This window comes from Variovorax sp. 01T432, from assembly GCF_056398605.1.
The window spans coordinates 22053-48900 of the sequence record NZ_JBFTPS010000004.1; the positions used below are offsets into that span (position 1 = coordinate 22053).

General features: G+C 67.2%; 30 protein-coding genes. 14 read left to right on the forward strand and 16 right to left on the reverse strand.

Features of this window, described 5'->3' with window-relative positions:
- Positions 1–6 precede the first annotated feature (6 nt).
- The 5 genes from AC1DNF_RS04115 to AC1DNF_RS04135 are packed head-to-tail and all read left to right on the forward strand — an operon-like array spanning position 7 to position 4750.
- A complete protein-coding gene (locus AC1DNF_RS04115; RefSeq protein WP_478147275.1) occupies positions 7–879 on the forward strand; it encodes a branched-chain amino acid ABC transporter permease in 873 nt (290 codons plus the stop codon).
- Positions 876–1826, forward strand: a complete 951-nt coding sequence (locus AC1DNF_RS04120) for a branched-chain amino acid ABC transporter permease (protein ID WP_478147276.1) — start codon at positions 876–878, stop codon at positions 1824–1826. Before AC1DNF_RS04115 ends, AC1DNF_RS04120 begins: the two co-directional genes overlap by 4 nt.
- Complete coding sequence (locus tag AC1DNF_RS04125) at positions 1823–2608, forward strand: ABC transporter ATP-binding protein (RefSeq protein WP_478147277.1); 786 nt, start codon at positions 1823–1825, stop codon at positions 2606–2608. The genes AC1DNF_RS04120 and AC1DNF_RS04125 overlap by 4 nt, the downstream gene beginning before the upstream one ends.
- Positions 2595–3296 carry an ABC transporter ATP-binding protein gene (locus AC1DNF_RS04130; protein ID WP_478147278.1) on the forward strand — a complete coding sequence of 234 codons (702 nt, stop codon included), beginning with the start codon at positions 2595–2597 and terminating at the stop codon, positions 3294–3296. The genes AC1DNF_RS04125 and AC1DNF_RS04130 overlap by 14 nt, the downstream gene beginning before the upstream one ends.
- A 23-nt stretch (positions 3297–3319) precedes the next feature.
- Entirely contained in the window at positions 3320–4750 is a 1431-nt protein-coding gene (locus AC1DNF_RS04135) for an aldehyde dehydrogenase family protein (protein WP_478147279.1), read from the forward strand.
- Here the strand turns inward: AC1DNF_RS04135 and AC1DNF_RS04140 are convergent.
- Positions 4734–5678 carry a LysR family transcriptional regulator gene (locus tag AC1DNF_RS04140; RefSeq protein WP_478147280.1) on the reverse strand — a complete coding sequence of 315 codons (945 nt, stop codon included), beginning with the start codon at positions 5676–5678 and terminating at the stop codon, positions 4734–4736. The two genes, AC1DNF_RS04135 and AC1DNF_RS04140, sit on opposite strands and share 17 nt — an antisense overlap.
- A gap of 101 nt (positions 5679–5779) precedes the next feature.
- Between AC1DNF_RS04140 and AC1DNF_RS04145 the strand changes: the two genes are divergently transcribed.
- The 7 genes from AC1DNF_RS04145 to AC1DNF_RS04175 are packed head-to-tail and all read left to right on the forward strand — an operon-like array spanning position 5780 to position 12369.
- A complete protein-coding gene (locus tag AC1DNF_RS04145; protein ID WP_478147281.1) occupies positions 5780–6340 on the forward strand; it encodes a VOC family protein in 561 nt (186 codons plus the stop codon).
- Positions 6337–7458 carry an alpha/beta hydrolase family protein gene (locus AC1DNF_RS04150; RefSeq protein WP_478147282.1) on the forward strand — a complete coding sequence of 374 codons (1122 nt, stop codon included), beginning with the start codon at positions 6337–6339 and terminating at the stop codon, positions 7456–7458. The genes AC1DNF_RS04145 and AC1DNF_RS04150 overlap by 4 nt, the downstream gene beginning before the upstream one ends.
- Before the next feature lie 43 nt (positions 7459–7501).
- Positions 7502–9178: an FAD-dependent monooxygenase gene (locus tag AC1DNF_RS04155; protein ID WP_478147283.1), complete on the forward strand. Its 1677-nt coding sequence runs from the start codon at positions 7502–7504 to the stop codon at positions 9176–9178.
- Positions 9175–9399 (forward strand): DUF2783 domain-containing protein, encoded by a 225-nt coding sequence (locus AC1DNF_RS04160; RefSeq protein WP_478147284.1) that lies wholly within the window; start codon positions 9175–9177, stop codon positions 9397–9399. The genes AC1DNF_RS04155 and AC1DNF_RS04160 overlap by 4 nt, the downstream gene beginning before the upstream one ends.
- Positions 9396–10376: an MBL fold metallo-hydrolase gene (locus tag AC1DNF_RS04165; RefSeq protein WP_478147285.1), complete on the forward strand. Its 981-nt coding sequence runs from the start codon at positions 9396–9398 to the stop codon at positions 10374–10376. The genes AC1DNF_RS04160 and AC1DNF_RS04165 overlap by 4 nt, the downstream gene beginning before the upstream one ends.
- A 54-nt stretch (positions 10377–10430) precedes the next feature.
- Positions 10431–11405, forward strand: coding sequence for a Bug family tripartite tricarboxylate transporter substrate binding protein (locus AC1DNF_RS04170; RefSeq protein WP_478147286.1), 975 nt, complete (start codon positions 10431–10433; stop codon positions 11403–11405).
- Between the two features lie 16 nt (positions 11406–11421).
- Positions 11422–12369: an NAD(P)-dependent oxidoreductase gene (locus tag AC1DNF_RS04175; protein ID WP_478147287.1), complete on the forward strand. Its 948-nt coding sequence runs from the start codon at positions 11422–11424 to the stop codon at positions 12367–12369.
- Positions 12370–12469: 100 nt separating this feature from the next.
- Here the strand turns inward: AC1DNF_RS04175 and AC1DNF_RS04180 are convergent, their stop codons facing one another.
- From AC1DNF_RS04180 to AC1DNF_RS04215, 8 genes are read right to left on the reverse strand one after another with little or no spacing between them, the layout of a single operon-like run.
- Positions 12470–13849: an amidase gene (locus AC1DNF_RS04180; protein WP_478147288.1), complete on the reverse strand. Its 1380-nt coding sequence runs from the start codon at positions 13847–13849 to the stop codon at positions 12470–12472.
- Between the two features lie 15 nt (positions 13850–13864).
- Positions 13865–14614, reverse strand: coding sequence for an SDR family NAD(P)-dependent oxidoreductase (locus AC1DNF_RS04185; protein ID WP_478147289.1), 750 nt, complete (start codon positions 14612–14614; stop codon positions 13865–13867).
- Between the two features lie 14 nt (positions 14615–14628).
- A complete protein-coding gene (locus AC1DNF_RS04190) occupies positions 14629–15387 on the reverse strand; it encodes an SDR family NAD(P)-dependent oxidoreductase (RefSeq protein ID WP_478147290.1) in 759 nt (252 codons plus the stop codon).
- A complete protein-coding gene (locus tag AC1DNF_RS04195; protein ID WP_478147291.1) occupies positions 15384–16223 on the reverse strand; it encodes a polysaccharide deacetylase family protein in 840 nt (279 codons plus the stop codon). The genes AC1DNF_RS04190 and AC1DNF_RS04195 overlap by 4 nt, the downstream gene beginning before the upstream one ends.
- Before the next feature lie 17 nt (positions 16224–16240).
- Positions 16241–17035, reverse strand: coding sequence for an ABC transporter permease (locus tag AC1DNF_RS04200; RefSeq protein ID WP_478147292.1), 795 nt, complete (start codon positions 17033–17035; stop codon positions 16241–16243).
- The gene (locus tag AC1DNF_RS04205; protein ID WP_478147293.1) at positions 17032–17883 is read right to left on the reverse strand and encodes an ABC transporter permease; all 852 of its coding nucleotides are present in this window, start codon (positions 17881–17883) and stop codon (positions 17032–17034) included. The genes AC1DNF_RS04200 and AC1DNF_RS04205 overlap by 4 nt, the downstream gene beginning before the upstream one ends.
- Complete coding sequence (locus AC1DNF_RS04210; RefSeq protein WP_478147294.1) at positions 17880–18959, reverse strand: ABC transporter ATP-binding protein; 1080 nt, start codon at positions 18957–18959, stop codon at positions 17880–17882. Before AC1DNF_RS04210 ends, AC1DNF_RS04205 begins: the two co-directional genes overlap by 4 nt.
- Before the next feature lie 31 nt (positions 18960–18990).
- Positions 18991–20016, reverse strand: coding sequence for an ABC transporter substrate-binding protein (locus AC1DNF_RS04215; protein ID WP_478147295.1), 1026 nt, complete (start codon positions 20014–20016; stop codon positions 18991–18993).
- A gap of 145 nt (positions 20017–20161) precedes the next feature.
- Between AC1DNF_RS04215 and AC1DNF_RS04220 the strand changes: the two genes are divergently transcribed.
- The gene (locus tag AC1DNF_RS04220) at positions 20162–20839 is read left to right on the forward strand and encodes a MarR family winged helix-turn-helix transcriptional regulator (protein ID WP_478147296.1); all 678 of its coding nucleotides are present in this window, start codon (positions 20162–20164) and stop codon (positions 20837–20839) included.
- Positions 20840–20908: 69 nt separating this feature from the next.
- A complete protein-coding gene (locus tag AC1DNF_RS04225) occupies positions 20909–21250 on the forward strand; it encodes a helix-turn-helix domain-containing protein (protein WP_478147297.1) in 342 nt (113 codons plus the stop codon).
- 57 nt (positions 21251–21307) lie between these two features.
- Here AC1DNF_RS04225 and AC1DNF_RS04230 read toward each other — a convergent pair whose 3' ends face one another.
- Genes AC1DNF_RS04230 through AC1DNF_RS04260 form a run of 7 tightly spaced genes read right to left on the reverse strand, consistent with a single transcriptional unit; the run spans position 21308 to position 26845 of the window.
- Entirely contained in the window at positions 21308–22099 is a 792-nt protein-coding gene (locus AC1DNF_RS04230) for an enoyl-CoA hydratase/isomerase family protein (RefSeq protein ID WP_478147298.1), read from the reverse strand.
- Between the two features lie 10 nt (positions 22100–22109).
- The gene (locus AC1DNF_RS04235; RefSeq protein WP_478147299.1) at positions 22110–22772 is read right to left on the reverse strand and encodes an RraA family protein; all 663 of its coding nucleotides are present in this window, start codon (positions 22770–22772) and stop codon (positions 22110–22112) included.
- Positions 22769–23443: an RraA family protein gene (locus tag AC1DNF_RS04240; protein ID WP_478147300.1), complete on the reverse strand. Its 675-nt coding sequence runs from the start codon at positions 23441–23443 to the stop codon at positions 22769–22771. The genes AC1DNF_RS04235 and AC1DNF_RS04240 overlap by 4 nt, the downstream gene beginning before the upstream one ends.
- Positions 23444–23448: 5 nt before the next feature.
- The gene (locus AC1DNF_RS04245; protein ID WP_478147301.1) at positions 23449–24120 is read right to left on the reverse strand and encodes an RraA family protein; all 672 of its coding nucleotides are present in this window, start codon (positions 24118–24120) and stop codon (positions 23449–23451) included.
- Between the two features lie 20 nt (positions 24121–24140).
- Positions 24141–25142 (reverse strand): DODA-type extradiol aromatic ring-opening family dioxygenase, encoded by a 1002-nt coding sequence (locus tag AC1DNF_RS04250; protein WP_478147302.1) that lies wholly within the window; start codon positions 25140–25142, stop codon positions 24141–24143.
- 21 nt (positions 25143–25163) lie between these two features.
- On the reverse strand, positions 25164–26393 hold the full coding sequence (locus tag AC1DNF_RS04255; RefSeq protein ID WP_478147303.1) for a CaiB/BaiF CoA transferase family protein: 1230 nt from the start codon (positions 26391–26393) through the stop codon (positions 25164–25166).
- An 11-nt stretch (positions 26394–26404) separates the two neighbouring features.
- A complete protein-coding gene (locus tag AC1DNF_RS04260; protein ID WP_478147304.1) occupies positions 26405–26845 on the reverse strand; it encodes a Zn-ribbon domain-containing OB-fold protein in 441 nt (146 codons plus the stop codon).
- Positions 26846–26848: the final 3 nt, after the last annotated feature.

Sequence of the window (26848 nt, forward strand, 5' to 3'; positions counted from 1 at the left end):
CACCCCATGTCCCAGTTTCTCCAGTTCGTCTTTTCCGGCCTCACGGTCGGCGCCGTCTACGCGGTGGTGGCGATCGGCTTCACGCTGATCTACGCTGCCTCGGATGTGGTCAATTTCGCGCAGGGCGAGTTCGTCATGCTGGGCGGCATGACGACGGTGTTCCTGATCGCCATGGGGCTGCCGATGTGGCTGGCGGGTAGCTTGGCGGTGGCCGTCGCGGTCACCGTCGGCATCCTGCTGCAGAAGCTCGCCATCGAGCGCGCCCGCGATGCCTCGCCCGTGACGCTCATCATCATCACGCTGGGTGCCTCGATCCTCATTCGCGGCGTCGCGGGGCTGCTGTTCGACAAGCAGTTCCACAACCTCGCGCCCTTCTCGGGCAACACGCCGATCGCGGTCGGCGGTGCGACCGTGCTGCCGCAGAGCCTCTGGGTGCTGGGCAGCGCGATCGTGATGTTTCTCGCGCTCTGGCTCTTCCTCGACAAGACCCTCACCGGCAAGGCGCTGCGCGCGAGCGCGGCCAACCGGCTGGCGGCGCGCCTGGTGGGCATCAACATCTCCTTCGTGCTGATGCTCGCCTTCGGCCTCTCGGCCGCGCTCGGTGCCATCGCCGGCATCCTGGTCACGCCCGTGACGCTGACGCGCTACGACATCGGTGCGCTGCTGGCGCTCAAGGGCTTCTCGGGCGCGATCTTCGGCGGCCTCGGGAATCCGGTGGGTGCGGTGCTCGGCGGGCTGCTGCTGGGCCTGCTCGAGGCGGGCGCGGCCGGCTACGTGACTTCCGTCTACAAGGACGGCGTCGCCTTCATCGCGTTGATCCTGATGCTGCTGGTGATGCCCAACGGCCTGCTCGGCAGCAAACTGGTGGACCGCGTATGAAAGGACTTCAAGGTTCCGGCGCGGGCTGGAGCGCCCTCGCGCTGCTGGTGCTGATCGTGGCGCTGCTGCCCGTGGTCGCGGGCTCCAGCTACGTGATGCGCATCGCGGCGCTGGTGTGGATCATGGGGCTGGCTGCCATTGGCCTGCATATCCTCATGGGCATGGCCGGGCAGATCAGCCTGGGCCATGCGGGCTTCTTCGGCATCGGCGCCTATGCCAGCGCCGTGCTGCCGGCGCGTTACGGCGTGCCGGTGATGGTGGCGGCGATCGGCGGCATCGTGCTGGCGGGATTGATCGCCTACCTGGTCGGCAAGCCGATCCTGCGCCTCAAGGGCCACTACCTCGCCATCGCCACGCTGGGCTTCTCGCTGCTGATCGGGCTCGTGATCACCAGCGAGGTCGCGCTCACCGGCGGTCCCGACGGCATGGACGTGAAGCGGCTCAGCGTCGCCGGCTTCGCACTCGAATCGCCGAGCGTCTGGTACTGGATCAGCGCCGCACTGATGATCGCCGGCGTCGCCATCGCGGTGGTGCTGCGCGACAGCCCGACCGGCCGCGCCCTGCGCGCGATCCTCGATAGCGAGGTGGCGGCCGCCAGCATGGGCGTCGACGTGGCGCGGCGCAAGCTGCAGGCCTTCGTGATCGGATCGGTCTATGCGGCCGTGGCCGGTAGCACGCTCGCACTCATGAACGGCTTCATCACGCCCGACCTCGCGGGCTTCATGACCTCGGTGGAATTCGTCGCGATGGTGGTGATCGGCGGCGCCACGACGCCTTTCGGCGCGCTGGTCGGCGCGGCGCTGCTGACACTGCTGCCGCAGTTGCTCGCATCTTTCCATGACTACCAGGACATCGCGGTCGGCCTGATCATCATGCTGTCGATGATCTTCCTGCGGCAGGGCATCGTGCCCGCGCTGCGCCAGCTGCTGTGGAGAGCCGCCAAATGAGCGCGGCACTCGAAGTCAGGGATCTGGGAATCGCCTTCGGCGGCGTGGTCGCGGTGGACGGCGTCTCCTTTGACGCACCGACGGGCGAAATCCTGTCGATCATCGGACCGAACGGCGCCGGCAAGACCACCCTCTTCAACATGGTGTCCGGCCTCTACACGCCGCGCTCGGGCAGCGTGCGCATGGGCGGCGAGGACGTGAGCGGCTTGCCGCCGTTCAGGCTCGCCCGCAAGGGCATGTCGCGCACCTTCCAGAACCTGCAGGTCTTTCCGCGGCAGACCGCGCTCGACAACGTCATGGTCGGCCGCGCGCGCTGGGAAACCACCACGCTGTTCGAGGATCTTCTGCGCCTGCCCTCGGTGGGCCGGCAGAACCGGCAGAGCCGCGATCGCGCCATGGCGGCGCTCGAGCGCACCGGCCTCGCCGTCCATGCGGACGCGGTGGCCGGCAGCCTCTCCTACGGCGTGCTCAAGCGCCTCGAGATCGCGCGCGCACTGGCCAGCGAGCCCAGGGTGCTGCTGCTCGACGAGCCGGCGGCCGGCTGCAACGCGGTCGAGACCGAGGAGATCGAGCACATGCTGCGCGGCATCGCGGGCGAGGTTTCGGTGGTGCTCATCGAACACGACATGAAGATGGTGATGCGGCTCTCGCACCGGGTGCTGGTGTTGAACCAGGGCCGCATCCTGGCCCAGGGCACGCCGCAAGAGGTGCGCGACAACCCGGATGTGATCGCGGCCTACCTCGGTAGCCACGGAAAGGAGCTGGCCCATGCTGCGGGTTGAAGGCTTGTGGACCGCCTACGGGCGGGTGTCGGTGCTCAAGGACGTCACGCTCGAGGTGCGCGCCGGCGAGATCGTGGCGCTGCTCGGCGCCAACGGCGCGGGCAAGACCACCTTGATGCACACCATCTCGGGCCTGCATCTGCAGCAGAGCGGCAGTGTGTGGCTCGAAGGCGCGAAGCTCGATGCGCTCAGCCCGCACCGTCGCGTCGGCAAGGGGCTGGGCCATGCGCCCGAGGGCCGGCAGGTGTTCAAGCCGCTCTCGGTGGCCGACAATCTGCGCCTGGGCGCCTACCGGCGCAAGGACCCCGAGATCGAGGCCGACACCGACAAGGTCTACGCCATGTTTCCGGTGCTCGGCGAGATGCGCCGCCGCGTTGCCTCCGATCTCTCGGGTGGCCAGCAGCAGATGCTGGCCATCGGCCGCGCGCTCATGAGCCGGCCCAAGCTGCTGCTGCTGGACGAGCCTTCGCTCGGACTCGCGCCGCTTCTGATCGACCAGATCTTCGACGTGCTGGCGCGGCTGCGCGAACAGGGCGTGACCATCCTCGTGGTCGAGCAGAACGCCGCTGCCGCGCTGACCGTGGCCGACCGCGGCTACGTGCTCGAGACCGGCCGCATCGTGCACAGCGGCACCGGCCGCGCGCTGCTCGCGGACCCTGCGGTCCGCAATGCCTACCTGGGCGTCTGAAAAACACTCAACCGGAGAAGCAATTGAAGTCCTTCACGAACACGATCGACGGCCGCGCCGTCCCTTCAGCCAAGACTTTCGAATCCAGGAACCCCGCCAACGGCGAGGCGATCGGGCTGGTGCCGCATTCCGAGCCGGCGCAGATCGCGCAGACGATCGCGGCCGCCAAGGCAGCACAGCCGGCCTGGGCCGCGCTGCCCGATGCCAAGCGGCGCGAACACCTCGGGCGCGTGGCCGACGCGCTGAAGAGCCACGCGACCTACCTCGCCGAATGGGTCACGCGCGAACAGGGAAAGCCGCTCGGCGGCCTGGGGCCGGACCAGGTGCCCGGCGCGCTGTTCGAACTGGCCGGTTGCGAGGCGTGGACCCGCGTGCCCGCCAGCCTCGACATGCCGGTCGAGATCGTGTTCGAGGACGATAGTCGTCGCTACGAGGTGCACCGCAGGCCCTTCGGCGTGATTGCCGCCATCGCGCCCTGGAACTGGCCGCTGCTGATCGCCATCTGGCAGATCGTGCCGGCCCTGCGCGCCGGCAACACGGTGGTCATCAAGCCTTCCGAATACACCACCATCGGCACGCTCGAGATGGTGCGGATCATGGCCGAGCAGCTGCCGCCGGGCGTGCTCAACACCGTGAGCGGTCCGGGCGAAGTAGGTGCCGCGCTCGTCGACAACCCGCAGATCGACAAGATCATGTTCACGGGCTCGGGCTCGACCGGCGCCAAGATCACGGCGATCGCGGCGCGCCATCTGACGCCCACGACCATGGAGCTCGGCGGCAACGACGCGGCCATCGTGCTGGCCGATGCGGACCCGGCAGCCATCGCGATGGGCCTCTTCTGGGGCGCTTTCATCAACATGGGACAGACATGCGCGGCAATCAAGCGCCTGTACGTTCCGGAATCATTGCACGATGCGGTCGTGGTCGAACTCAAGAAGATCGCGACCGCGGTGCCTATGGGCGATGGCTTCGGCGCCGGCGTCGTCATGGGGCCGGTGCAGAACCGGATGCAGTTCGACAAGGTGAGCCGACTGGTGGAGGCATCGCGCCGCGATGGTGGCGAGGTCGTCTGCGGCGGCCAGGCGCGTGAAGGCGCCGGCAACTTCTATCCGCTCACGCTCGTGACCGGCCTCGCCGACGGTGCCGCCCTGGTGGATGAAGAGCAATTCGGCCCCGTGCTGCCGATCATCAAGTACCGCGAGGTCGAGGACGCCATCGCGAGCGCGAATCGGCTCGATGTCGGACTCGGCGCATCCGTGTGGTCACCCGACGTGGAGAAGGCGCGCGCGATTGCCGTGCGCCTGCAGGCGGGCACCGTGTGGATCAACCAGCACGGCGCGATCCATCCGATGGTGCCCTTCGGCGGCGTCAAGGGCTCGGGCTGGGGCGTGGAATTCGGCGCCGAGGGCCTCAAAGCGGTCACGCAGCCGCAGGTGATCAGTATTCCGAAGTGAGCGAACCGCCGCGCCGCGCCCTGCCCTTGGCATCGCGCGGCGTGGCCACCGCTTCGAGCATCTCGACGAAGCTGGCCGCCGCGGGCGACAGCGAGCGGTCTGCCGCGCTGTAGACGCAAACCTCCCGATGAAAGTCGGGGGCATCCAGCCGCACCATGCGCAGGCCGTGGGCGCGCACCAGCGATGCCGAATACGAAGGGCAGACGGTCAGACCCAGGCCGTTGGCCACCATGCCCAGGGCGGTCGTCATGTACGACACCTCCAGCGTTTCGGGGCGCTGCATATAGGCGCGCACTTCGGGCGACAGCTCGGGCATCACGCGCTGGCGGAAGTCGCGTGTCGGCGCGATGAAGGTGTAGGGCTCGAGTTCGCTCCAGCGCAGCTTGCGACGATTCGCGAAAGGGTGTTCGGGCGGGCAGATCAGAAAGTGGCGGTCGCGGAACAGCGTGCGCCGCACGATGGCCCCATCGACCACCACGTCTTGCCCCACTGCCAATTCGGCCTCGCCTGTCGCGAGACCGTCAAGCAGGTGCTCGGGCAGCGTGTCGATCAGGTTGACCGCGACGCCCGGATAGCGCTTGCGCCAGCTCGCGATGACGCGCGGCATCAGCGTGCAGGCCATCAACTGCGGGGCAACGAGCCGCAGCAGGCCCGTCTTCTTCTCGCGCAGATCGGTCAGCTCGGCGACGGCGCCCGCCAGGTCGGTCAGGAGACGCTGGATCAACGGTTGAAAGCTGCGTCCGGCCTCCGACAGCACCACGCGCCGCGTATGGCGGTCGAAGAGTTGCACCCTCGTCTCGCGCTCCAGCTGCCGCACCAGAACGCTCAGCGCCGACTGAGTGAGATGCAGGATGTCGGCCGCCGCCGTGAAGCTGCCGGTCTCGGCGACCGCGACGAACGCACGCAGCTGGCGCAAGGTCAGATTCATATGGTGTCTTCATCAATCAATGAAATTTCTTCGATTGCATCATAGGCAGAAGCGAGGCCCAATCGCGCTTCGCCCATCGGAAGAAGCAGATAGAGACAACCATGTACCCGACCGAATCGAACCCGACCGAAGGCACGCCCGTGCCGGTCCGCGGCCTGCACCATTTCGCCTGGCGCTGCCGCGACAGCGAGGAAACCCGCCGCTTCTACGAGGACCTTCTGGGCCTGCCGCTGGTCCACGTGATCAAGAGCGATTTCGTTCCGAGCACCGGCGAATACTGCCCCTACGTCCACATCTTCTTCCAGATGCGCGACGGCTCCTACATCGCCTTCTTCGACCTCGGCGACGACGTCAAGGCGCTGCCTTCGCCCAACACCCCTGGCTGGGTCAATCACATCGCGCTGCGCGTCGATTCGCAGGCCGACCTGCTGGCCGCCAAGACCCGGCTGCAGGCGGCCGGCGTCGAGGTGCTGGGCCTCACCGACCACCACATCATCGAATCGATCTACTTCTTCGACCCCAACGGCATTCGGCTCGAGCTGACCACGCCGAAGGTGCCGCAGGCCGAGATGGACGCCCACGCGCTGCACGCGCGCGCCGAACTCGAAGCCTGGACCGTGCGCAAGGCGCGGCTGCTGCGCGAGAACAAGGACCGCGCATGACCGATCTGCAACTCGCGGTCATCGATGTCAAGCCCGGCGCCGCGCTCGAGAGCCAGTCGGGCCTGCAGATGCTGCGTCCGCGCATCTACGGTGCCTGGCGTGCGCCCGTGGGCCCGAAGCGCGTGGCCGCGATCGTGATGCACCCGACCAGCAACTTCATGGGCCACTACCTGATCGGCCCGCTGGCCGAGCGCGGCGTCTGCTGCATGGGGCTCAACTCGCGCTACATGGGCAATGACACGCTGCTGCTGATGGAGCGCGCAATCCAGGACCTGGGCGCGGGCGTGAAGTTCCTGCGCGAGGCCGGCTACGAGCGCGTGCTGCTGATCGGAAATTCGGGCGGCGCCGCGCTGGCGAGCTTCTACCAGGCCCAGGCCGAGCGGCTGACGGCGCACCACTTCCCCGATGGCGATCCGACCCACCTGCATCCCGACGATCTGCCGCGCGTGGATGGCATCGCGCTGTGCGCCGCGCACCAGGGCCGCTCGAAGCTGATGCGCGACTGGATCGACCCATCGGTCACGGATGAGCACGATCCGCTCTCGGTGGACCCCGAGCTGGACATGTACGACCCGCGCCACTCGCGGCCCTACAGTGCCGAATTCCTGACGCGCTTCTCGGCCGCGCAGAAGGCGCGGCTGGACCGCATCGAGGCCTGGGCGCTGGGGCGCCTGCGCCTGCTGCGCGCCACGCCGGGCGCGCCGCGGGACCAGGCCTTCGTGGTTTATCGCACGCATGCCGATCCGCGCTGCGTCGATCTCACGATCGACACCAACGACCGCGCGCCGGGCAGCGTCTGGGGCGATGCGCGGCAGGTCAACTACTCGGCCAATGCGATGGGCCGCACCACCTCGCTGACCGCCTTCCTGTCGCAGTGGTCCTCGCTGTCGCAGGCCGACGGGCCCTCGAACCTCGCGCGCTGCACCGTGCCGCAGCTGCTGCAGACCTACACCGGCGACCAGTCGACCTTCCCGAGCACGCGCGACGCCTGGCTCGCGGCCGGCGGCCCGCGCATCCGAAACGTCGACATCGCGGGCGGCAACCACTACCTGGCGGGGCAGCCGCAGCTCGTGGAGCAGGCGGCCGACGCGATCGCCGAATTTGCGCGCGCGCTTTGAAGCCGCGGCGCACCGATCCGACCGAAAAGAGACAGCATCCCCGATGGAAACCTATGCCTTCGCTCCCCCTTACGAACTTCCGCACTGGCCCTTCGAGCCGCCGCCGGAACTGAGCACCCAGGCTGCCCGCACGCGCCATCCGATCGTGATCGTGGGCGCGGGCCCCGCCGGCCTCACGCTGGCCTGCGACCTCGCGAGCCGCGGCGTGCGCGCGGTGCTGCTCGACGAGGACGACACGGTGGGCGTGCGCGGCGCCTCCTCGCGTGGCATCTGCTATGCGCAGAAGAGCCTCGAAATCTTCGAGCGCCTGGGCATCTACGAGCGCATCGCCGAGAAAGGCATCACCTGGTCGTTCGGGCGCACCTTCTCGGGAGACGAGGAGGTCTACAACTTCAATCTGCAGACCGACAGCGTCTCGAAGCAGCCGCCCTTCATCAACCTGCAGCAGTTCTACCTCGAGTGGTTCCTGGTCGACCGCATCATCGAGCTGGGCCTGACCGACCTGCGCTGGAAGAGCCGCGTGAGCCGCATCGAATCGCTGGCCGACGGCGTGCGCATCGACGTCCAGACGCCGGCCGGCAGCTACGCGCTGGAGGCCGATCACCTGATCGACGCCACCGGGGCCAACAGCCCGCTGCGAACGCAGCTTGGCGTCCCGGGCCATGCCTCGCGCAGCACCGACCGCTGGTGCATCAGCGATGTGCGCTTCAAGAAGCCGCTGCCGATCGAGCGCTGGACCTGGGTCGATGCGCCATTCAACCAGGGCCGCGCCGTGTGGCAGCACCTGATGGCCGACGGCGTCTGGCGCATCGACTACCAGATGCCCGAGGACTGCGACACCGAGGAGATCAGCCGGCCCGAGGTGGCCGGTGCGCGGCTGCGCGAGCAGCTGGGCCCTGATGTCGAATTCGAGTTCGTCTGGATCGGGCCCTACGGCTATCGCGACCATCTGCTCGAGCGCTTTCGCGATGGTCGGGTGATCTTCATCGGCGACTCGGCACACGTCGTGAGCCCCTTCGGCGCGCGTGGCGGCAACAACGGCATCCAGGATGCCGCCAACCTCGGCTGGAAGCTCGCGCTGGTGGTACGCGGCGAGGCGCCCGATGCGTTGCTCGACAGCTACGACGCCGAGCGCCGTCCCGCCGCGATCGAGAACCTCGAGGTCACGAGCCGATCGGCCCGTTTCCTGGCGCCGCGCTCGCCGGCCGAACACACGATGCGGCGCGCGGTCGTGGCACTCGCCTCGCGGCATGCCTTTGCCCGCGCCCTCGTGAACACCGGGCGCATGGCGGTCGCCAACGCGTACCCGGCGGCGCCGCATCTGCCCGAGGGCGGCCGCTCGGTGCAGAACCTGCCCTTGCGCGACGCGGACGACGCGGCGCGGCAGCGCACGCTGATGCAATGGCTGGGCGGCGGCACGCACTTCGTGGGCTTCTGGCGCGAGCCTTCGCGCGCCGCGGCGGTCGAAGCCCTGGAGCGACTGGGCCAGCGCCCGCTGCGCCTGCTCGCTGTCGGCGCCAACGACACCGAAGGCGCCGGCGGCGTCCTGCCGACGCTTGCCGCCGATGAGGCACTGCTGCGCCACCTCGGCCTCGACGCACCCGGCAGCTTCTGCCTGGTGCGCCCCGATGCCTATCGCGCCGCGCTGCTCGCGCGGGCCACGCCGGCGAGCATCGAAGACGCACTGACGCGGGCCCTGGACCCGACGGAGATCCCATGAGAACCGACCCCCACATTTCAGATCCCGACGGCTTCTACAGCGCCTGGCTCACGGCCCAGGAAGGCTTGGACGAAGCCGAAAGCGCCGGCTTCAACGCCCGTCTGGTGCTGCTGCTGGCCAACCAGTGCGGCGACCAGGCCACGCTGCTGGCCTGCATCGAGGAAGCGCATGCGAGCGGGCTGCGCGCCCCCACCGAACGACCCCACGCACCGAGCCCATGACCACGACGACCACCCCCACGACCACCACCTCCTTCGCTTCCGCCTCCGACAACCGCGCGCAGAAGCCGCAGGTGCAGGAGCTTGCCGACGGTGTTTTCGGCTACATCAGCGACTTCGATCCCAACTGCGGCTTCGTGGTCGCCGACGACCACGTCGTGGTGATCGACACGCGGCCCACGCCGCGCATGGCGCGCGACTTCATCGCCGACATCCGCGCCGTGACCGACAAGCCGGTCCGCTTCATCGTGCTGACTCACTACCATGCGGTGCGCGTGATGGGCGCCAGCGCCTTCGCCGAGGCGCGGGCCATCATCGCCAGCAACGGCACCGCCGCCTGGGTGCGCGAGCGCGGGCAGGCGGACTTCGATTCCGAGGTCGGCCGCTTCCCGCGCTTGTTCGCGGGCGTCGAGGAAGTGCCGGGCCTCACGGTGCCGACCCTGACCTTCGAGAGCGAGATGAGCCTGTGGCTGGGCGGCGGGCGCGAGCTGCGCCTCATGGCCCTGGGCCGCGGCCACTCGGGTGGCGACACGGTCGCCTGGCTGCCCGATTGCGGTGTGCTGTTCTCGGGCGATGTGGTCGAGAACCACTGCGGCGTCTATGCCGGCGACGCCTACCTGCACGAGTGGCGCAGCACGCTCGACGCCACGCTCGCGCTGCGGCCGCGCACGCTGGTGCCGGGCCGCGGCGCGGTGCTACGCAGCGAGGCCGCCTGCGCCGAGGCGATCGCGCTGACCCGGGACTTCATCACGGCGCTGCTCGACAGCGTCAAGGCCGGCATCGACCGCGGCGAAGGCCTGCGCGCCTGTTTCGAGCGCACCGAGGCCGCGATGACGCCGCGCTTCGGCGGTTGGCCGGTGTTCCAGCACGTGCTGCCCTTCGACGTCTCGCGCGCCTACGACGAACTCAGCGGCATCGAGCATCCCGTGGTCTGGACCGCGGAACGCGATCGCGAGCTCTGGCAGGTACTGCGCGGCTGAAAAGCGGCCGACCGGCATCCAATCATCCATTCCATCCACGAGAGACAAAGACCCATGAAAAAACGGATCCGCCTGCTGGCCTCGGGCCTGCTGCTGGCAGCCGCCACCTCCGCCCTGGCGCTCGGCAACTACCCGAATCAGCCGATCAAGTGGCTGGTGCCCTATGCAGCCGGCGGCGGCACCGACAGCATCGCGCGGCAGCTCGCCGAGGCGATGCAGCAGTCGCTGGGCCAGCCGATCGTGATCGACAACCGGCCCGGCGCCTCGACCAACATCGCGGTCGCGGCCCTCATGCAGGCCAAGCCCGACGGCTACACGATCATGCAGGCCGAGAACGCGGCGCTGCTGTTCAACGAACACATGTTCGCGAAGCTGCCGTACAAGCCGGCCAGCGACTTCACCTACATCGGGGCCATCGGCCGCATCCCGGTCGCGCTCGTGGTGCGGCCCGACTTTCCGGGCGGCAAGAACCTCGCGGAGTTCGTGAGCTACGCAAAGGCCAACCCCGGCAAGACCAACTACGCTTCGCCGGGCATCGGCACGCCGCACCACATGGCGATGGAGCTCTTCAAGCAGAAGACGGCGGTTGACATGACTCACGTCGCCTACAAGGGCGGCGCCCCCGCGCTGCAGGACATGATGGGCGGCCAGGTGCAAGCCATGATGCTCGACCTCACGGCCGCCCTGCCCTACCTCAAGGCGGGCAAGCTGCGAGCGCTGGCGATCGCGCTGCCGCAGCGCGCCAGGTCGCTGCCCGACGTGCCGACCTTCGCCGAGCTCGGCTATCCGCAAGTCAACGCCTTTGCCTTCCACGGCCTGATCGGCCCCGCCGGCATGCCGCCCGACGTGGTCGAGCGGCTCAATGCCGATCTGCGCAAGGCGATGCAGACGCCGCGCATCCAGCAGGTGTTCGCCGAGTTCGGCTTCGAGCCCCTGCCCGGCACGCCGAAGGAATTCCGCGACCTGGCGCGCAGCGAGAGTGGGCATTGGGGCGAAGTCATCAAGACCTCCGGCGTTCGGCTCGATTGAGAAGGGTGCCGCTTCGATGAACTCCAATTCGACACTTCCGCGCATCGGCTTCATCGGCCTCGGCGTCATGGGCGGGCCGATGGCCGGGCATCTCGCCAAGGCCGGCTATGCCGTCTGCGTCTTCGACACCCTCGCGAGCGTCTCGCAGGCGCTTGCCGATTCGCGGGCCGGCATCAGCGTGCGAGCGACGCCGGCCGAGGTCGCGCGCCACAGCGACATTGTCGTCACCATGCTGCCCAATGGCCGCGTGGTGCGCGATGTGGTGCTTGCGAGCGATGGCCTGCTGGCCGGCTGGCAGTCGGGCGCGCTGCTGCTCGACACCTCGTCGGCCGAGCCCTGGATCACGCGCGAGACCGCGGCGCGGCTCGAGGCCCACGGCATCGCGATGGTCGACGCGCCGGTCTCGGGCGCGGCCTGGGGCGCCCAGGCGGCCGAGCTGGTCTTCATGGTCGGCGGCGCGCAGGCGGCGGTCGATCGGGTGCGTCCGCTGCTCGACGTGATGGGGCGCGCGATCTTCCACCTCGGGCCGCTCGGCGCCGGCCACACGATGAAGTGCCTGAACAACCTCGTCACCGCGATCACGCTCACAGCCACGGCCGAAGGCCTGGCGATCGGCACGCGCGCCGGTCTCGATCCGGCCGTGATGACCGAGGTGATGAACGAAAGCACCGCCGGCTCGTGGATCACGCGTACCCATATCCATCAGCGCGTTCTGAACCGCAGCTTCGACGATCCCTTCAAGCTCGAACTGATGCTGAAAGACATGGGCATCGCGGTCGACCTGGCGCGCGAACAGGGCGTGCCGGCGCCGATCAGCAGCGCCGGCCAGCAACTCTGGCAGGCCGCGAGCCTGGCACGCGGACCGGGCGTCAGCGTGAGCGAGCTGGTGCGTTGGGTCGAGACTCAGATGCAGGTCGAGATCCGCAGCCTGGAAGCGCAGGAGGCGCCTGCCCCCGGCCGCTGATCGCGAGCCGCGGGGACGGCGGCAATGGGCGTCTTCCTGCGTAGGTCGTCGACATGGCATGGCGCGGGCCGCGGCGCACTTGAGCCGCTGGGCCTCCGAGTCACCGTCCGAGTCGCCCCTCGAGCAAGGAGGCAATCCCGAGCAGATAGCGATCGTCATACCAGTGGCCGGCCAGTTGCAAGCCGATAGGCAGCCCAATGCTGCTGCGGCCGCAGGGCATCGAAAGAGCCGGGTGTCCTGTCAGGTTCATCGGATACGTATAGGGGTACCACGCCCCCCGAACCGTCCCGGCAGGCTTTCCCGCAATCTCGATTTCGCCGCTCACGTCCATCTCGACCGGCAGCGGCGGCGCCGAGACGGTGGGCGAAACCAGCACGTCGTATGTATCGAAGAGCGTCTGGAGCATCGTGAAGTACCTTGTCTTCGCGAACCCTGCCTCGTTGAGCGCCACCGCGCTGAGTTGCCGGCCTTGCATCACGGTGTCGACCAGCGTCGGATCCAGCCGGGACCCGAAGCGCTCGATATGGTGGCCCACACGCGCAGCGAGCATCGAGCGCAGCACGACCAGGAAGTGCGGCTCCAATGCCACGAAGTCGAGGTCGACCGTCTCGACGATGGCACCCTCGCGTTCCATCCAGCGAACGGCCGCTTCCGTGATCGCTGCCACCTCGGGATCGACCGGATTTCCGGCGGTCGGAAGCCAGGCCACCTTCAACCCGCTCAGCGTCAACGGGGCGGCCCTCCCCTGCGGCGTTGCGCACTGACCATAGGGGTCGCGCTGATCGAAGCCGCGGATCACGTCGAACAGCAGCGCCGCATCTGCCGCATCGCGTGCCATGGGTCCGACGAAAGAATTCACCGAGAACAGATCAGGCGCCTGCAAATGCGGCACGACGCCAAGGGTCGGCTTCAGGCCGACGATGCCGCAGCAGGACGCAGGGATGCGGATCGAGCCGCCGCCGTCGGTGCCCAGGGCCAGCGGCCCCATGCCGGCCGCGACCGCGACGGCGGCACCGCAGCTCGACGCGCCGGGCGTGTACATCGGATTGATGGGATTGAGCGTGCGGCCGAAGATCGGCGCCTCCGCCACGGGTTTGTGGCCGAACTCCGGCGTGGTGGTCTTGCCGATCAGGATCGCGCCCGCTGCTTTCGCCCGTGCAACGGCCACGGCGTCCTCCGTTGGAACGAATTCCTCGTAGATGGCCGAGCCCATCGTGGTCCGAACCCCGGCGGTCGCCGTGAGGTCCTTGACCGAATACGGGATGCCGTGCAGCGGTGGAAGGACACCCCCAGCCATCACCTTGGTTTCCGCCTTGCGCGCCGCCTCCATCGCCTGATCGCCCGTGACGGTGATGAAGGCGTTGAGCTCGCTGCGCGCGGCGATACGATCGAGCGCCGCGCGCACCACCTCGACAGGAGACACCTCTTTGCGCCTGATGAGCGATGCCAGCTCCCGCGCCTTGCAATTCATCAATTCCATCGCCGATCCTTGGGGTTAGACCATCCAGCGACCGCCGTCGATCAGTAGTGTCTGGCCTGTGATGAAGCGAGCGTCATCGCCCGCGAGAAAACTGACTGCGGCGGCGACATCCTCCGGGGCGCCGATGAATCCGGCGGGGGTATCCGCGACGATCCTGCTCAGGACGTCCGGCTTGAGGCGATCGTGCGCGCGGGTGCGAATGGCGCCCGGACACACCGCGTTCACCGTAATGCCGCGCGGCGCCAATTCGCGGGCGAGCGACCGGGTGAAGCCGATCACGCCCATCTTGGCCGCCGCATAGTCGGCAAGCCCCACATCGCCGACGAAGGCGGCATCGGTGCTCATGTTCACGATGCGGCCGAAGCCGCGCGCCTGCATGCCGGGGGCCACACGCCGCGACGCTCGCATGGTCGTCAGCAATGAGACCTCGATGACGAAGCGCCAGGTTTCCTCTTCCGATTCGGCGAAGGGGCCGGCACGTTCGCGCGCGCTCTGGCCCACGTTGTTGAAGAGGATGTCCACCGGGCCCAGCGCCGACTCGACGCGGTCGAAGAAGGCCGACACGACCTGAGGATCGGTGCAATCGCCCGATATGCACAGGCAGCGGCTGTCGCCGGGAAACCCGGCGACGCGCTCCACCATTGGAGCGCAATCAAGGTCCAGCACGGCGACACGGGCGCCCTCCGCCAGAAAGCGCAGGACCGCAGCGGCCCCGATGCCATGACCGCCTCCGGTCACAACCGCGACCTTGTTGTCAAACTTCACGTCACCTCCCGCGCCTAGTGAAATGTGCGCCCGCCGTCGACGGCCAGTGCCGTGCCGGTGATGTAGGTCGCGCCAGGGCCGCTCAGATAGAGGACAGCCTCGGCCAGCTCTTCCGGCGCGGCGATACGCCGCAGGGCGTAGCGCTGGCGGATCAGTTCCAGTTCGCGCTCGGGGGCCTCCGCCCCTTCATAGCTGGTGCGAAACAGCGGTGTGTCGACGGCGCCTGGACACACGGCGTTCACACGAATACCGTCTGGTGCCGCTTCGATCGCCAACGCCTTGCCGAACATGATGACGCCCGCCTTCGCTGCGCAATACGCTGTGCGATGCGGCAGCGGGCTCAGTCCCGCGGCGGACGACACGTTGACGATCGTGCCGCCGCCGGCTTGGCGCAGATGCGGCAACGCGGCGCGACAGACCAGCATCGGCCCAGTGAGATTCACAGCCAGAGTGCGTGCCCAGTCAGCGTCGTTCATATGCTCGAGCGGTGCGAGCAGATCGATGCCCGCGGAATTCACCACGGCATCGATGCCTCCCAGCCATCGGGCCGCTTCCTCGACCGCGGCGTGGACAGCGGCCGGGTCGCTGACATCGCAGACGATCGGTCGTGCGGCCCCGTCCAATTCGTCGGCTGCCGCCGCAAGTGCCACCGCGTCATGATCCAGCAGGCCAACCCGCGCACCGCGCGCCACAGCCATCCGCGCCACAGCCAGTCCAATGCCGCTCGCTGCGCCGGTGACCAGAAAGCGCTGGTGCAGATGTCCGTCGCTCATCGCGCACCCTTCCGGTCCGGCGCGCTCGCCTTGAGGCGGGGGCGCATGTCATCCGAAATCCGGTCGCAGCGATCGATCCACACATTGGCGTGCGAGAGCGCGTGCTCGATCAGCCCTTCCAGCACCTTGATGCGCGAAGGCTGCCCGATGAGCTCCGGGTGCATCCCAACCATCATCATCCGGTCTTCGGCATACAGCACGTCGAACTCGCTCTTCCAGGCCTCGAGCACGGCCGACGGCGCCTGCAACGTGCGGCCCGGCAGCACGATGGAGTACTGGAAGAACGGGGCATCGTCGAGCACCCAGCGAAACGGCAGCTCGACGATATCGGTGCGCTCGCCGCCGATCTCCAGCAGGTACGGCGAATCGTCGTCGAAGAAGTTCGACGAGTAGTCGAAGCCGTACTCCTTGATCAGGTCGAGCGTGATGCTGCTGAATTCCGCGGCTGGCGAGCGCCAGCCTCTGGGACGGCTACCGGTCAGCGCGCTGAGGACCTCCATGCCCTTGCGCATCTCCTCGCGCTCCTCTTCGGGCGATAGGTTGACGATCCAGCGATGGCTGTAGCTGTGATGCGCCACCTCGTGGCCACGTTCGACGACGTCGCGCACGAGCGCCGGCTGACGCTCGGCGACTTCGCCGGGAATGAAGAAGGTGGCCTTGATGTCGTATCGATCCAGGAGTGCGAGCACGCGCGGCATGCCGACCTTCCAGCCGTATGCTCCCTGCGACATGAGGATCGGACGCTCGGCATTGGCGGGATCGCGACCGGTCCACATCGTCTCGGCGTCGAGATCGAAAGTCAGCATCAGGGGAAAGCCCTTGCTGGTTACAGACATTGAAACTCCTCGGTGAGTCAAACGTGTTTGTGAAACCCGGTCCAGCGTTCCGCCAGAAGCAGGACGATGCCGGTGAAGACGATGAGTAACGTCGACACGGCGGCGACGCTGGGGTCCACCCCCTGCTCTACCGACGTGAAGATCTTGACCGGCAATGTGGTCTGACTCGCGGACAGGAGAAAGATCGAAACCGGGACGTTGTCCAGGGAGGTGATGAAGGCGAACAGACCGCCCGCCACCAGCCCCGACTTGACCAGGGGCAGCGTGATCAACCTGAAACTGGTGAAGCCATCAGCCCCGAGGACCTGCGCCGCATCCTCGAGTGCCTCGTCGACCGAAGCGAGGCTGGACAGGCACGCGCGGACCACGTAGGGCACGGCGATGACGACATGGGCCAGCCACAGTCCGAGCGAACTGCCGCGCATGCCCGTGAGCGTGTAGTACTGCAGCAGCGCCACGCCCAGGACGACCGACGGCAGGATCAGGGGCGCCATCATGAGCGAGGTGAGCGCCGTGGCAGCGGGGACCATCCGGCGATGGAGCGCATAAGCCGCGGCAAGACCCAGGACCAAAGCGGCGGCCGCCGCGCCCGAAGCGAGCCAGAGGCTGGTCCAGGCCGCGCTGAGGTATTCGGAATCGCGCAAGACCACTTCGAACCAATGCAGCGTGAGCCCTTTCGGCGGAATCGTCAGGTAAGCCGTCTTGCTGAACGCGGCCAGCATGACGACCAGCACCGGCAACTGCAGGAAGAAGATGACGCCGAACGCCGCGGCCGCGAGGACGCGTCCCGGAGCGTGTTCGTTGCGGTTCATGCCGTGCCGCCCCAACGCTTGAGCACGCGGCTCGACAACCCGATCACGAGCAGGGTCAGCGCCGTCAACGCGAAAGCCATGGCGGCGCCGCTGGGCCAGTCGAGCGTCTGCAGGAAGTCGTCGTAGACCATGGTCGCCATCACCCTGTAGGTGGGGCCGCCAAGCATCCTTGGCGTGACCAAGGCGCTGATCGTCAGCACGAAGACCAGGATCGACCCCGCGAGGATGCCGGAGGCGCTCATCGGCAGCGTCACCGACCAGAACACGCGCACCCGGCTGGCCGCGAGCGTGTAGGCCGCGGCCTGAACGTCCTTCGAGATCGCCTGGATCGCCGGCACCAGCATCAGCACCATGAACGGAAGGAAGATGTGGGACATGCCGACCAGAAGGCCGAACAGATTGAACATCATTTTGATGGGACGTTCGATCAAGCCAATGTCGATCAGCAGGTTGTTGACAAGCCCGCGGTTGGCCAGCAGTGCGATCCAGCCGAAGGAGCGCACCACGAGGTTCAGGAGCATCGGGAAGATCACCAGCATGGTCAACGCGAGCCGCATCCTCGGGCCGGCATTCGCGATGTAGTAGGCCAGCGGATAGCCCAGCACCAAGCAGACGGCAGTCACGCCGAATCCCAGCACCAGTGTGCGAAGCACCACTTCGCGGAAGTATTCGTCCGTGACGATGCTCGTGTAGTTGGACAGGGTCCAAGTGGCCGATATGCCGGTGCCCGGCAGATATTCGTGCAGGCTGAGCGGCAGCATCAGCAGTACGGGCGCGACGAAGACGAACAGCAGCACCAGCAGCAAGGGAGATGCGAGCAGGATGCCGGGAAGTCTCGACCTGCTCATGCAAGCCCCGCTGGTCTGGCGTTCACGTACACATGCAGCGGGTCCACCGAGAGACGAACCGGCATACCGACCTCCAGAGCGGCGTGCGGGCCGCTCGACGGCGCCTCTGCAATCAGTTCGACCGCGCCGAGCGACACGACGTACTGCACGCGCGCGCCCACGAACGAGCGCAGCGCGATCCTTCCCTCCAACGTGGCGGCCTCCCCAGGCCCGACGAACCGGATGTCCTCCTGCCGGACCACGACATCGACAGCGGCGCCCTCCGCCAGGCCTCCAGACAAGGCAGTCGGCAGCCGGACGCCGTTCGCCAGTTCCGCCACGGCGGACGAAGCGCCCGCGCCTTTCAAATGGCCGAGAAGCCGATTGGGGCGACCGATGAAGCTGGCGACGAAGCCGGTGGCGGGCCGGTGGTAGATCTCCTCGGGCTTGGCGAACTGCTGGACGACACCGTGTGCCAGCACGCAGACCCGATCCGACATGGACATGGCTTCGCCCTGGTCATGCGTCACGAACAAGGTCGTGATGCCGACTTCCCTCTGAAGCCGCTTCAGCTCGATCTGCATCTCGTCGCGAAGGGACGCATCGAGGTTGGACAGCGGCTCGTCGAACAGCAGGATCCGCGGCCGTGGCGCGATCGACCGTGCCACGGCGACGCGCTGCTGTTGGCCGCCCGAGAGTTGGCGCGGCAGTCGCTCGCCATACCCCGCCAGCCGCACGCTCGCGAGCGCTTGTTCCACGCGCTTGACGAGATCGCTGCCGTCGACACCCTGTCGCCGCAGGCCGAACGCCACGTTCTCGAACACGGTCATGTGCGGGAACAACGCGTACGACTGAAAGACCAATCCGATCTTGCGCTTGTTGGTCGGCAACCCCGTCACGTCCTGGCCGTCGATGAGGATGCGGCCGCCGGTGGGCTGGATGAGCCCCGCCACCATGCGAAGCACCGTCGTCTTGCCGCAGCCGGAAGGCCCAAGCAGGGAAATGAACTCGCCGTCGCGCACCGACAGCGAAACGGACGAAACGGCCAGCTGGTCGGCATATCGCTTTTCGAGCCGATCAAGCGTGAGAGAAGGCATCAAGGCTCCTGCGGCGAGGGAACTCGGTCACTCAGCGTGAGACTTCGCGCTGCCACCGCTTGGACCAATCCGGCAGTCCTTTGGCCACGGCCTCGGGGTCGGGCAGGTACAGGTTGTCGAAGGTTTCCCTGTAAGGAACGATCTTGGACGCCTTGTCCGACAGCTTCACCTTCGTGTTGACGGGCCCTGCATAGCTCTTTTCGCCGAAACAGGCCTGGCCCTCGCGGGACAGCACTTCGTCGATGTACTTCAGCGCGAGGGCTGGCGACTTTCCGCCCTTCGGAATGACCAGCGCAGGAAGAATGCCGATCGCCCCTTCCTTGGGGAACACGACAGCAAGCGGCAGGCCCTTGTCGATGGCCGCGCCCGCACGGTCCGGGTACCAGACGGCGATCGCGATCTCCTTGCGCTCGAACAGCGACACGAGTTGGTCGGCTTGCGTGTACTGCGTGACGGATGACTTGGCGAGCGGCTTGATCGCTTCGAAGCCGGGATTGACGTTGGTGAGCGTGCCTCCCTTCATGCGATTGAGCGCAATGAGCAGATGCGCCCCTGACGTCCCGCTGATGTCGCCGATCGCCAGCTTTCCTTCGTATTCGGGTTTGTACAGGTCGCTCCACGAGGTCGGCGGTGTCTTGATCTGCGTGGTGTCGTAGACGATGAGCGTGGCGCTGGTCTCGAAGGCGACGTACTGGTTGTCCTTGTCGAAGGCCCTTGGAGAGATGTCGTCGGCATTGCTCAACTTCGACTTGTCGATGGTCTCCAGCAGCTTCTCGTTCTTCAGCTGCGCGGCCAAGGAGTTGTCGATGTAGACCACGTCGAAGTCCGACTTCCCGCCCGTTGCGCGCACCGCCGCGGCAAATTGCGACGAGTTGCCGAATTTCAGCGTGACCTTGGCCCCCGTCTTCTTCTCGAAAGGCCCGATGTGGCAGATCTTCGAGTTCTCCGCGAAGGAGCCGCCAAAAATGCCCACCACCAAATCGTCGGCCTGAGCGGCGCACGACATAAGCGCCACGGCAAGGCCGGAAACCAAACAACGTGAGAACTTGTGGATCATGAAAGCTCCTGGTGAAAACAACCTAACCGACGGGTGGCTGCCTCGCTCCGCGCATCGCACGCGTCGCGGACATGCATGTTCAAGAAATGACTTTATCTTTCATGAAAGATAAGCGCAAGGTATTTAAGATGTGGGATGGGCAACTATGCTGCGGCGCACCAATGCTGGTCGCGCCGGAGTCTTCACCATGGAGATATCGCCAATGAAGCACCCGCATGAAGCGCCGGGCAGGCCGTCGCCCCAGGACGAAGCGGAGCGGAAGAGTTCCCGCACCACGGCTCATGTGCCGAATGCGACCTCGGGGCACGTCGTCGACCACGACCTGGTCGGTCGGGGCATCCAGCAGTGGCGCAATGAGCGCCCCGATCTCGACAGCAGCGGCAAGGCTGTGGTCGGGCGCCTCTTGCGCCTCGAGGAGGTGGTGCTGCGCTCCATCAATGCGGTCTTGCAGCCGTTCGGATTGAAGTACCAGGAATACGCCGTGCTCGCGACGCTTCGAGTGTCGGGCGCGCCCTATCGCCTGTCTCCATCGCACTTGCAGGCCACCCTGCTGTTTACCTCCGGCGGGCTCTCGAATCTGTTGAAGCGCCTCGAACGGGTCGGGCTGATCAAGAGATCCACCGATCCCAAGGACGGCCGCGGCGTGTTGGTCAAGCTGACGGCCAAGGGACTGCGCCTGGTGGATGAAGCGATGCCGAAACACGCGGCCGCCGAACTTCATCTGCTGCGCATGTTCGATGCCCAGCAGCGCGAGGTGTTCGCACAACTGCTGAGCGCAATGATGGTCGGCAACGCGCCTGAACTTGGCCCGGCGCCCGGTTGACCTTCCAAGCCACCACCGGGCGTGGGCGGCGGGTCCCGCAGGGATCGATTGTCCAGCGACAATCGAACGATGGCCCAAGGCAAGCGCATCTCCGCAGACATTGATAGCAACGCCCTTCAAACAATCAAGGACATGGGGGCGGCGGCCAGGCTGGCCCGTACGAGGGCCGGGGACGGTCAGGCCGCCGCCGCCGCCCGTCTGGGGGTGCATGTCCAGACGATCGCCCGAATCGAATCAGGTGAACCAGGCGTCGCGATCGGGCACGTGCTCGGCATGCTTGCGCTCTACGGCATTGAGATCAAGTTGCAGCCGCGAGACGGCAACCCGCTGGGACCCTCAATGGGTCCCGCAGAGAGCTGGAACGCTGCTGGACCTGGCAGCGCGGTCGAGAGCCAAGATCCCGCGCCTTGACGTCCTTCTCTACCCCCGCAGAGGGATCCTCGAACACTTCCCACTGCAACCGCCGCGTCAGCTCCCGATGAATCGCGGCTTCCGCTTTTCCTCGAACGCCGCGCGCCCTTCCGCGAAATCACGGCTGCGGGCAGTCAGGGCCTCCCGCGCGCGCAGCACCTCCGTGTCCGCGCGCCCACTCGCAATCTCGTTGAGGGACTGCTTGGTGGCCTGGACCGCGAGCGGCGCCAGGCTCGCGACCTCTTCGACCAGGCGCGCTACAGCGGCATCGAAGTCCTGCGCTGCCGCCAATGTCTCCAGGCAGCCCATGTGCAGCAGCATCTCCGCGGTCAACGGCCGCGCCGTCAGGAAGGCACGCTTGGCGCCTGAAATGCCCAGGCGCGCCACGTAGCGCCGCAGCCCTCCCGGGTAGTAGTGAAGTCCGAGCGCGGTCGCGGGCATTCGGAATTCGACCCCGTCGAGCCCGACGCAGAGGTCGCAGGCCAGCACCAGGTCGGTTGCGCCGCCATACACGCTGCCGTTCAGCGCGCACACCGTGATCGGCCGCAGTGCAGCCAAGGCATCGGCCACGCGCTCGAACATCTGAGGGTCGCTGCCAGAGGCGCTGAAGCTCCCGATGTCGTAGCCCGCGCAGAACACCGGCCTCGGCTGCCCCTGGGTGTTGGCCGTCAGCTTCAGCACGCGAACCTGCGGGTCGGCATCGATCTGCGCGAAGAAGCGCAGCAATGTGCGCAGGTCCTCTTCTTCCAGACGATTGCGGTGTGCCGGGCGATTGAGCGTGATCACAGCCACGCCACCCTCCACGCTCAGCAGCGGCGGGGAGGAAGCGATCGGTTCCAAAAAGGTCATGTGCGTCGACTCAGTTCCAGCCGTATACCGTCATGGTGCTCTCGCCGGCTTCCAGCAGGCGCAGGATGGCTGCCTCGTCAGCTTCGCGCTTCTCGCCAGCGGCAATCACTTCGACGGCGCGCGCTTGCGGAATCGCCACCACGCCATCGAAGTCGCCGACCACGAGGTCGCCCGCGTTGACGACCACGTTGCCCATGGTGATGGGGTGGTTGATCCAGCCGGTGGCGCCGAAGTCCTTGCCTGTGCCCTGGATGCTCAGGCCGCGCGCGAACACGGGAAAGCCGATCTTGCCGAGCAGCACGCCGTCGCGCACGCAGCCATCGATCACGAGCGCGGCAAGGCCGCGCACCTTGGCCATGGTGGTCATGATTTCGCCCCAGTAGCCATGCTCGTGGGCGCCGCTGGCGAACACCACGAGCACGTCGCCGGGCTGTGCCACCTCCAGCGCACGATGCAGCCAGAGGTTGTCGCCGCCCGGGCAGTGCACCGTCAGGGCAGAACCCGCGAAGCGGAACCCGGGCGCCATCGGCCTGATGGCCGCGGGCAGCGCACCGACCTTCCCGGCGGCTTCGTGCAGGGTCGCCGCGGGCAGTCGCGCGGCCGCACCCAGCAGTTCGGGACTCAGACGCCGGATGTCGAGGCGCGTGGTCAGGGCAGGATCGTGTCGTTTCATGTGGCTTCCCGGGTCTGGAGCTGGTGGTACTTGAACTGCTCGCGCGCTTCATCGAGGCGCATGCCGCCGCGCACGGCTTCCCGGATGCGGGCTTCAGCCGCTTCGATGACTTCCGCGGTGTCCAGCACCGGGCCTTCGTGCTGCTTCGGGATCACCACCACACCGTCGGCATCGCCCTTGACGATGTCGCCGGGTGCAACGCGCGCGTCACCGATGTTGACCGGCACGCCCGTGGCTTCCACCTGCACCCGGTCCTTGCCGGTGCGCATCCAGTGGTCCTTGCTGAACACCGGGTAGCCAAGTTCGCGGCACAAATGGGTATCGCGGCAGATGCCGTCGATCAGGGTACCGGCGATGCCGCGGCGGTGGGCGATCTCGGTCAGGATGTCGCCCCAGACGGTGGCGTTTTCGCGCCCGCCGTTGTCCAGCACGATGACGCTGCCGGGCGGCACGTCGTCGATGTAGTCGCCCACGGTGCCGGGCGGATTGGCCGCCGGGCCATAGAGCAAGGTCCAGGCACGGCCGGCCATGCGAAAGCCGTTGTCGCGCGGCTTGATCCTGTAGCACTGGCCAGCGATGCCGAGCTTGTCCAGCGCGTCGCTGAGGGTGGCGGTGTCGAGGCGGGCGGCGCGCGCGACGTTGAGGTCCCGGGTCTCGGCTTGTGCGTTCATCGTGTTCATTGCTCCAGCATGTGTTCGTAGTTTCCGCCCATGACTTGGCCGATGGGCGTTCCCGACAGAATGGCCTTCGCCATGGCGGCCTCCTTGGCCACGATCGCCTCGGCGGTGTCGAGCACACGCTCGATGTCGGCGGCGCCAATGAAGATCACCGCGCTCTGGTCAGCCAGGACGTAGTCGCCGGGCTGCACATTGACTTCTCCACCGGCCGCGGCGCCGATGCGCACCGGCACCTGGACGCCGAGCTCCACCACGCGCCCGCGGGCGGTGCGCGAGGTCAGGCTCCGGCTGAAGATCGGGAACCCATAGGCCACGGCCTCGTCCACATCGCGCAGCGGCCCATCGGCCACCACGCCAGCCACGCCGCGCAACTTGGCGCCCAGCGTCAGCAGGCCGCCCCAGCAGCCGGCTTCCAGGCCCGAGCGCTGCTCGACCACGATGACGTGGTCCGGGCCGGACTGTTCGATGGCCGCGCAGCCGAGGTGCCTGGCCGGGCCGGGCGGCGGCTGCCCCGGGCCGACTTTCATCGTCACGGCGCGCCCGGCGATCCGGCTGTTGCCGCTGCGCTGGGGCAGGCCGCTCACGGCACCCGGCAACTGGAGTCTGTCCAGGGCATCGGAAACCGCACAGGCGTCAAGCCGGCGCAGGCGTTGTACGTTGGGATCGCTCATGAGGGGCTCCGGGAGTATGTTCAGAAAAGCGTCTTCCACGCCGCGAAGGCCAGGCCGGTGCCGGTGAGCGCCGGACTGCGGTAGCCCGGCAAGTACTCGATCCATTGGAGGTCCAGATCGCGCGCCATCGCGCTCACCACCAGCCAGTTGCGGATCTCCGAGCTGCCGGCCTGCAATTGCCGGGGGTCCAGCGAACCCAGGGTGGCGAAGTCCTTGTCGCGAATGGCGGCAATGATCTTCCGGTCCAGTTCCTCGTCGACCACGAAGTGGCTCAACCCGCCGGAGGCGATGACGCCCACGCGGAGATCTTCGGGCCACAAGGCGATCAGCTCGCGCAGCGCTTCGCCCAGCGCCACGCACCGGCGCGGGGTGGGCTGGTTGGGCGGATCGAAGGTGTTGAGGATCACCGGGATCACCGGCAGCTCGAGGTGCCCGAGCAGGCGGCGGTGAACGAACTGGAAGGCATGGCCTTCGAACTGGCCGCGCTCCAGGCCGTCCATCGCGGTGATGTCGAAATCGCGGTCGCACAGCTGGCGAATCAACCATTCGGCAAGATCGCTCTTCACCGGGTATTCGCGGTCCGCCTCGGGCTCGTGACGCCACATGCGCGCGGACTTGACCCAGCTGTCGCTTGGCGAGGCCGGCTCACGCGCCGTGTTGCGGATCGTCTTGCCGAAGTAGATGGCAAAGGCCGGATTGTTGCTGGTGCGGAACAGCTCGGCCTGGTCGTCGCCGACGATCAGCAGGACATCGAGCCTCGCATCGCGGATGCGCTGGCTCAGCTGGTCCATGGCGGCCTGCGCGGCATCGTGACGTTCGCCCATTCGCTCGGGCGTGACCCTCGCTTCCGAGTCAGCGGGCGCGGCCGCCAGCAAGGAATCGTAGTCCGTCTTGCTGCCGTTCTTGTCGTAGTAGTGAACGTTCTTCGTGTCGATCACGCGAAAGCCGTGCTGCCAATCCTCACGCCGAGAAACCAGCATGATGCTGTGGGAGGAGCCGAATGCGGCTGCAAGTTGTGCCATGGGGCGTCCTTCATGCAAGGGTCAAACAACGAACCGTTCGCGCAGCTGCGTGATGCGCTCACGGCTGTAGCCAAGCCCGGTCAGGATGGCATCGGTCTGGTCGCCCTGGTGCGGCGCGGGCTCGAGCGGCCCCTCGCGACGCGGATAGCGCGAGAACTGCATGGGCAGGCCGACGACTTCGATGTCTCCCAGTTCCGGATGGCGCATGGGCCGTGCGATACCCAGGTGCCTGACCTGCGGGTCATCGAACACGTGGTCCACCGTGTAGATGGGCCCGCAAGGCACACCGGCCTTGAGCAAGCGTGCCGTCCAGTCGGCCGTGGTGCTGGTCTTGAATATGCCGCGTACAGCGGCGTTGACGCGCGCGCGGTTCTGCACCCGCTCGGGGTCGGAGCCAAAGCCGGGCTCCAGCACCAGATGGGGCGCTTCCAGCGCGTCGCACAAGCGCTTCCACATGGTCTGGCCGATGGCCGCCAGATTCAGGTGGCCGTCGCTCGTCTCGAACACGCCGGTGGGCACGGTCAGCGGGTGCTCGTTGCCGGTGGCCTTGGGCACCTTGCGATCGATGAGCCACTGCGCGGCCTGGAAGTCGAGCATGGCGATCTGCGATTCGAGCAGCGAGGTCTGCACCCACTGCCCTTCGCCCGACACGTCTCGCTCCAACAGCGCGGCCATGATGGCCTGGGCGCAGAAGTGGCCCGCGCACAGGTCGGCGATCGGGATGCCCACGCGCATGGGGCCATCCTCGGGCTTGCCAGTCAAGCCCATCAGGCCGCCCATGCCCTGGGCGATGGAATCGAAGCCGGGCCAGTCGGCATACGGTCCGTCCTGACCAAAGCCCGAGATGCTGGCATAGACCATCCGCGGGTTGACGGCGCGGAGATCTTCGGGGCCGATGCCCAGGCGGTACTTGACGTCGGGCCGATAGTTCTCGATGAACACGTCGGCCTTCTTGACCAACTCATGCAGGATGGCGAGCCCCTCGGGCTCCTTCATGTTGAGGGTCAGGCTCTCCTTGTTTCGGTGCAGGTTCTCATAGTCGGCGCGGTTGTGATCGCGCCCGCCGATCATGTCGTCGCTGCCGACGGCGCCAGGCGGAATTTCGAGCTTGATGACCCGCGCCCCCAGATCCGCGAAGGTGCGAACGGCAGTGGGGCCGGCCCGCACGCGGGTGGCGTCGAGAATCGTGAAGCGCGACAGTGGACCCTTTCGCAACGCGTCCGGTTCCGCGGGTGAATCATGGAGGTACATGCAAGGCTCCTTCAGACGGGCGTGAACATCGGGACAGCATGGCCGCCCTCGCTGGGCTTGAAGACGACCCGTACTTCCTGACCGATGGCCACATTGGCCGGGTCGCAATCCACCAGGTTGGTCATCAGCGTGACCCCCTCATGGAGCGTCACGAACGCCAGCGTGTAGGCGGCATCACCCTTGCCCATCGTGCTGAAGGAATAGACGGTGCCGGTGCCGGCGGCCTGCAGCCATTCGGTGTCGACGCTCAGGCAGTGCGGGCAGACTTCACGCGGATAGTGGTGCACCTCGCCGCAGGCCTTGCACTTCTTGACCAGCAGGCGACCCTCGTCGGCGGCCGTCCAGTAGGCCTGGGACTCGGGCAGGACGCGCGGCGCCGGGATCTTGCGCGGGCCCGCCGCCGGAGCGGGCGGGCGGGCGGACTTCTCTTGCATCGTTTCAGGGGCGCTCATGAT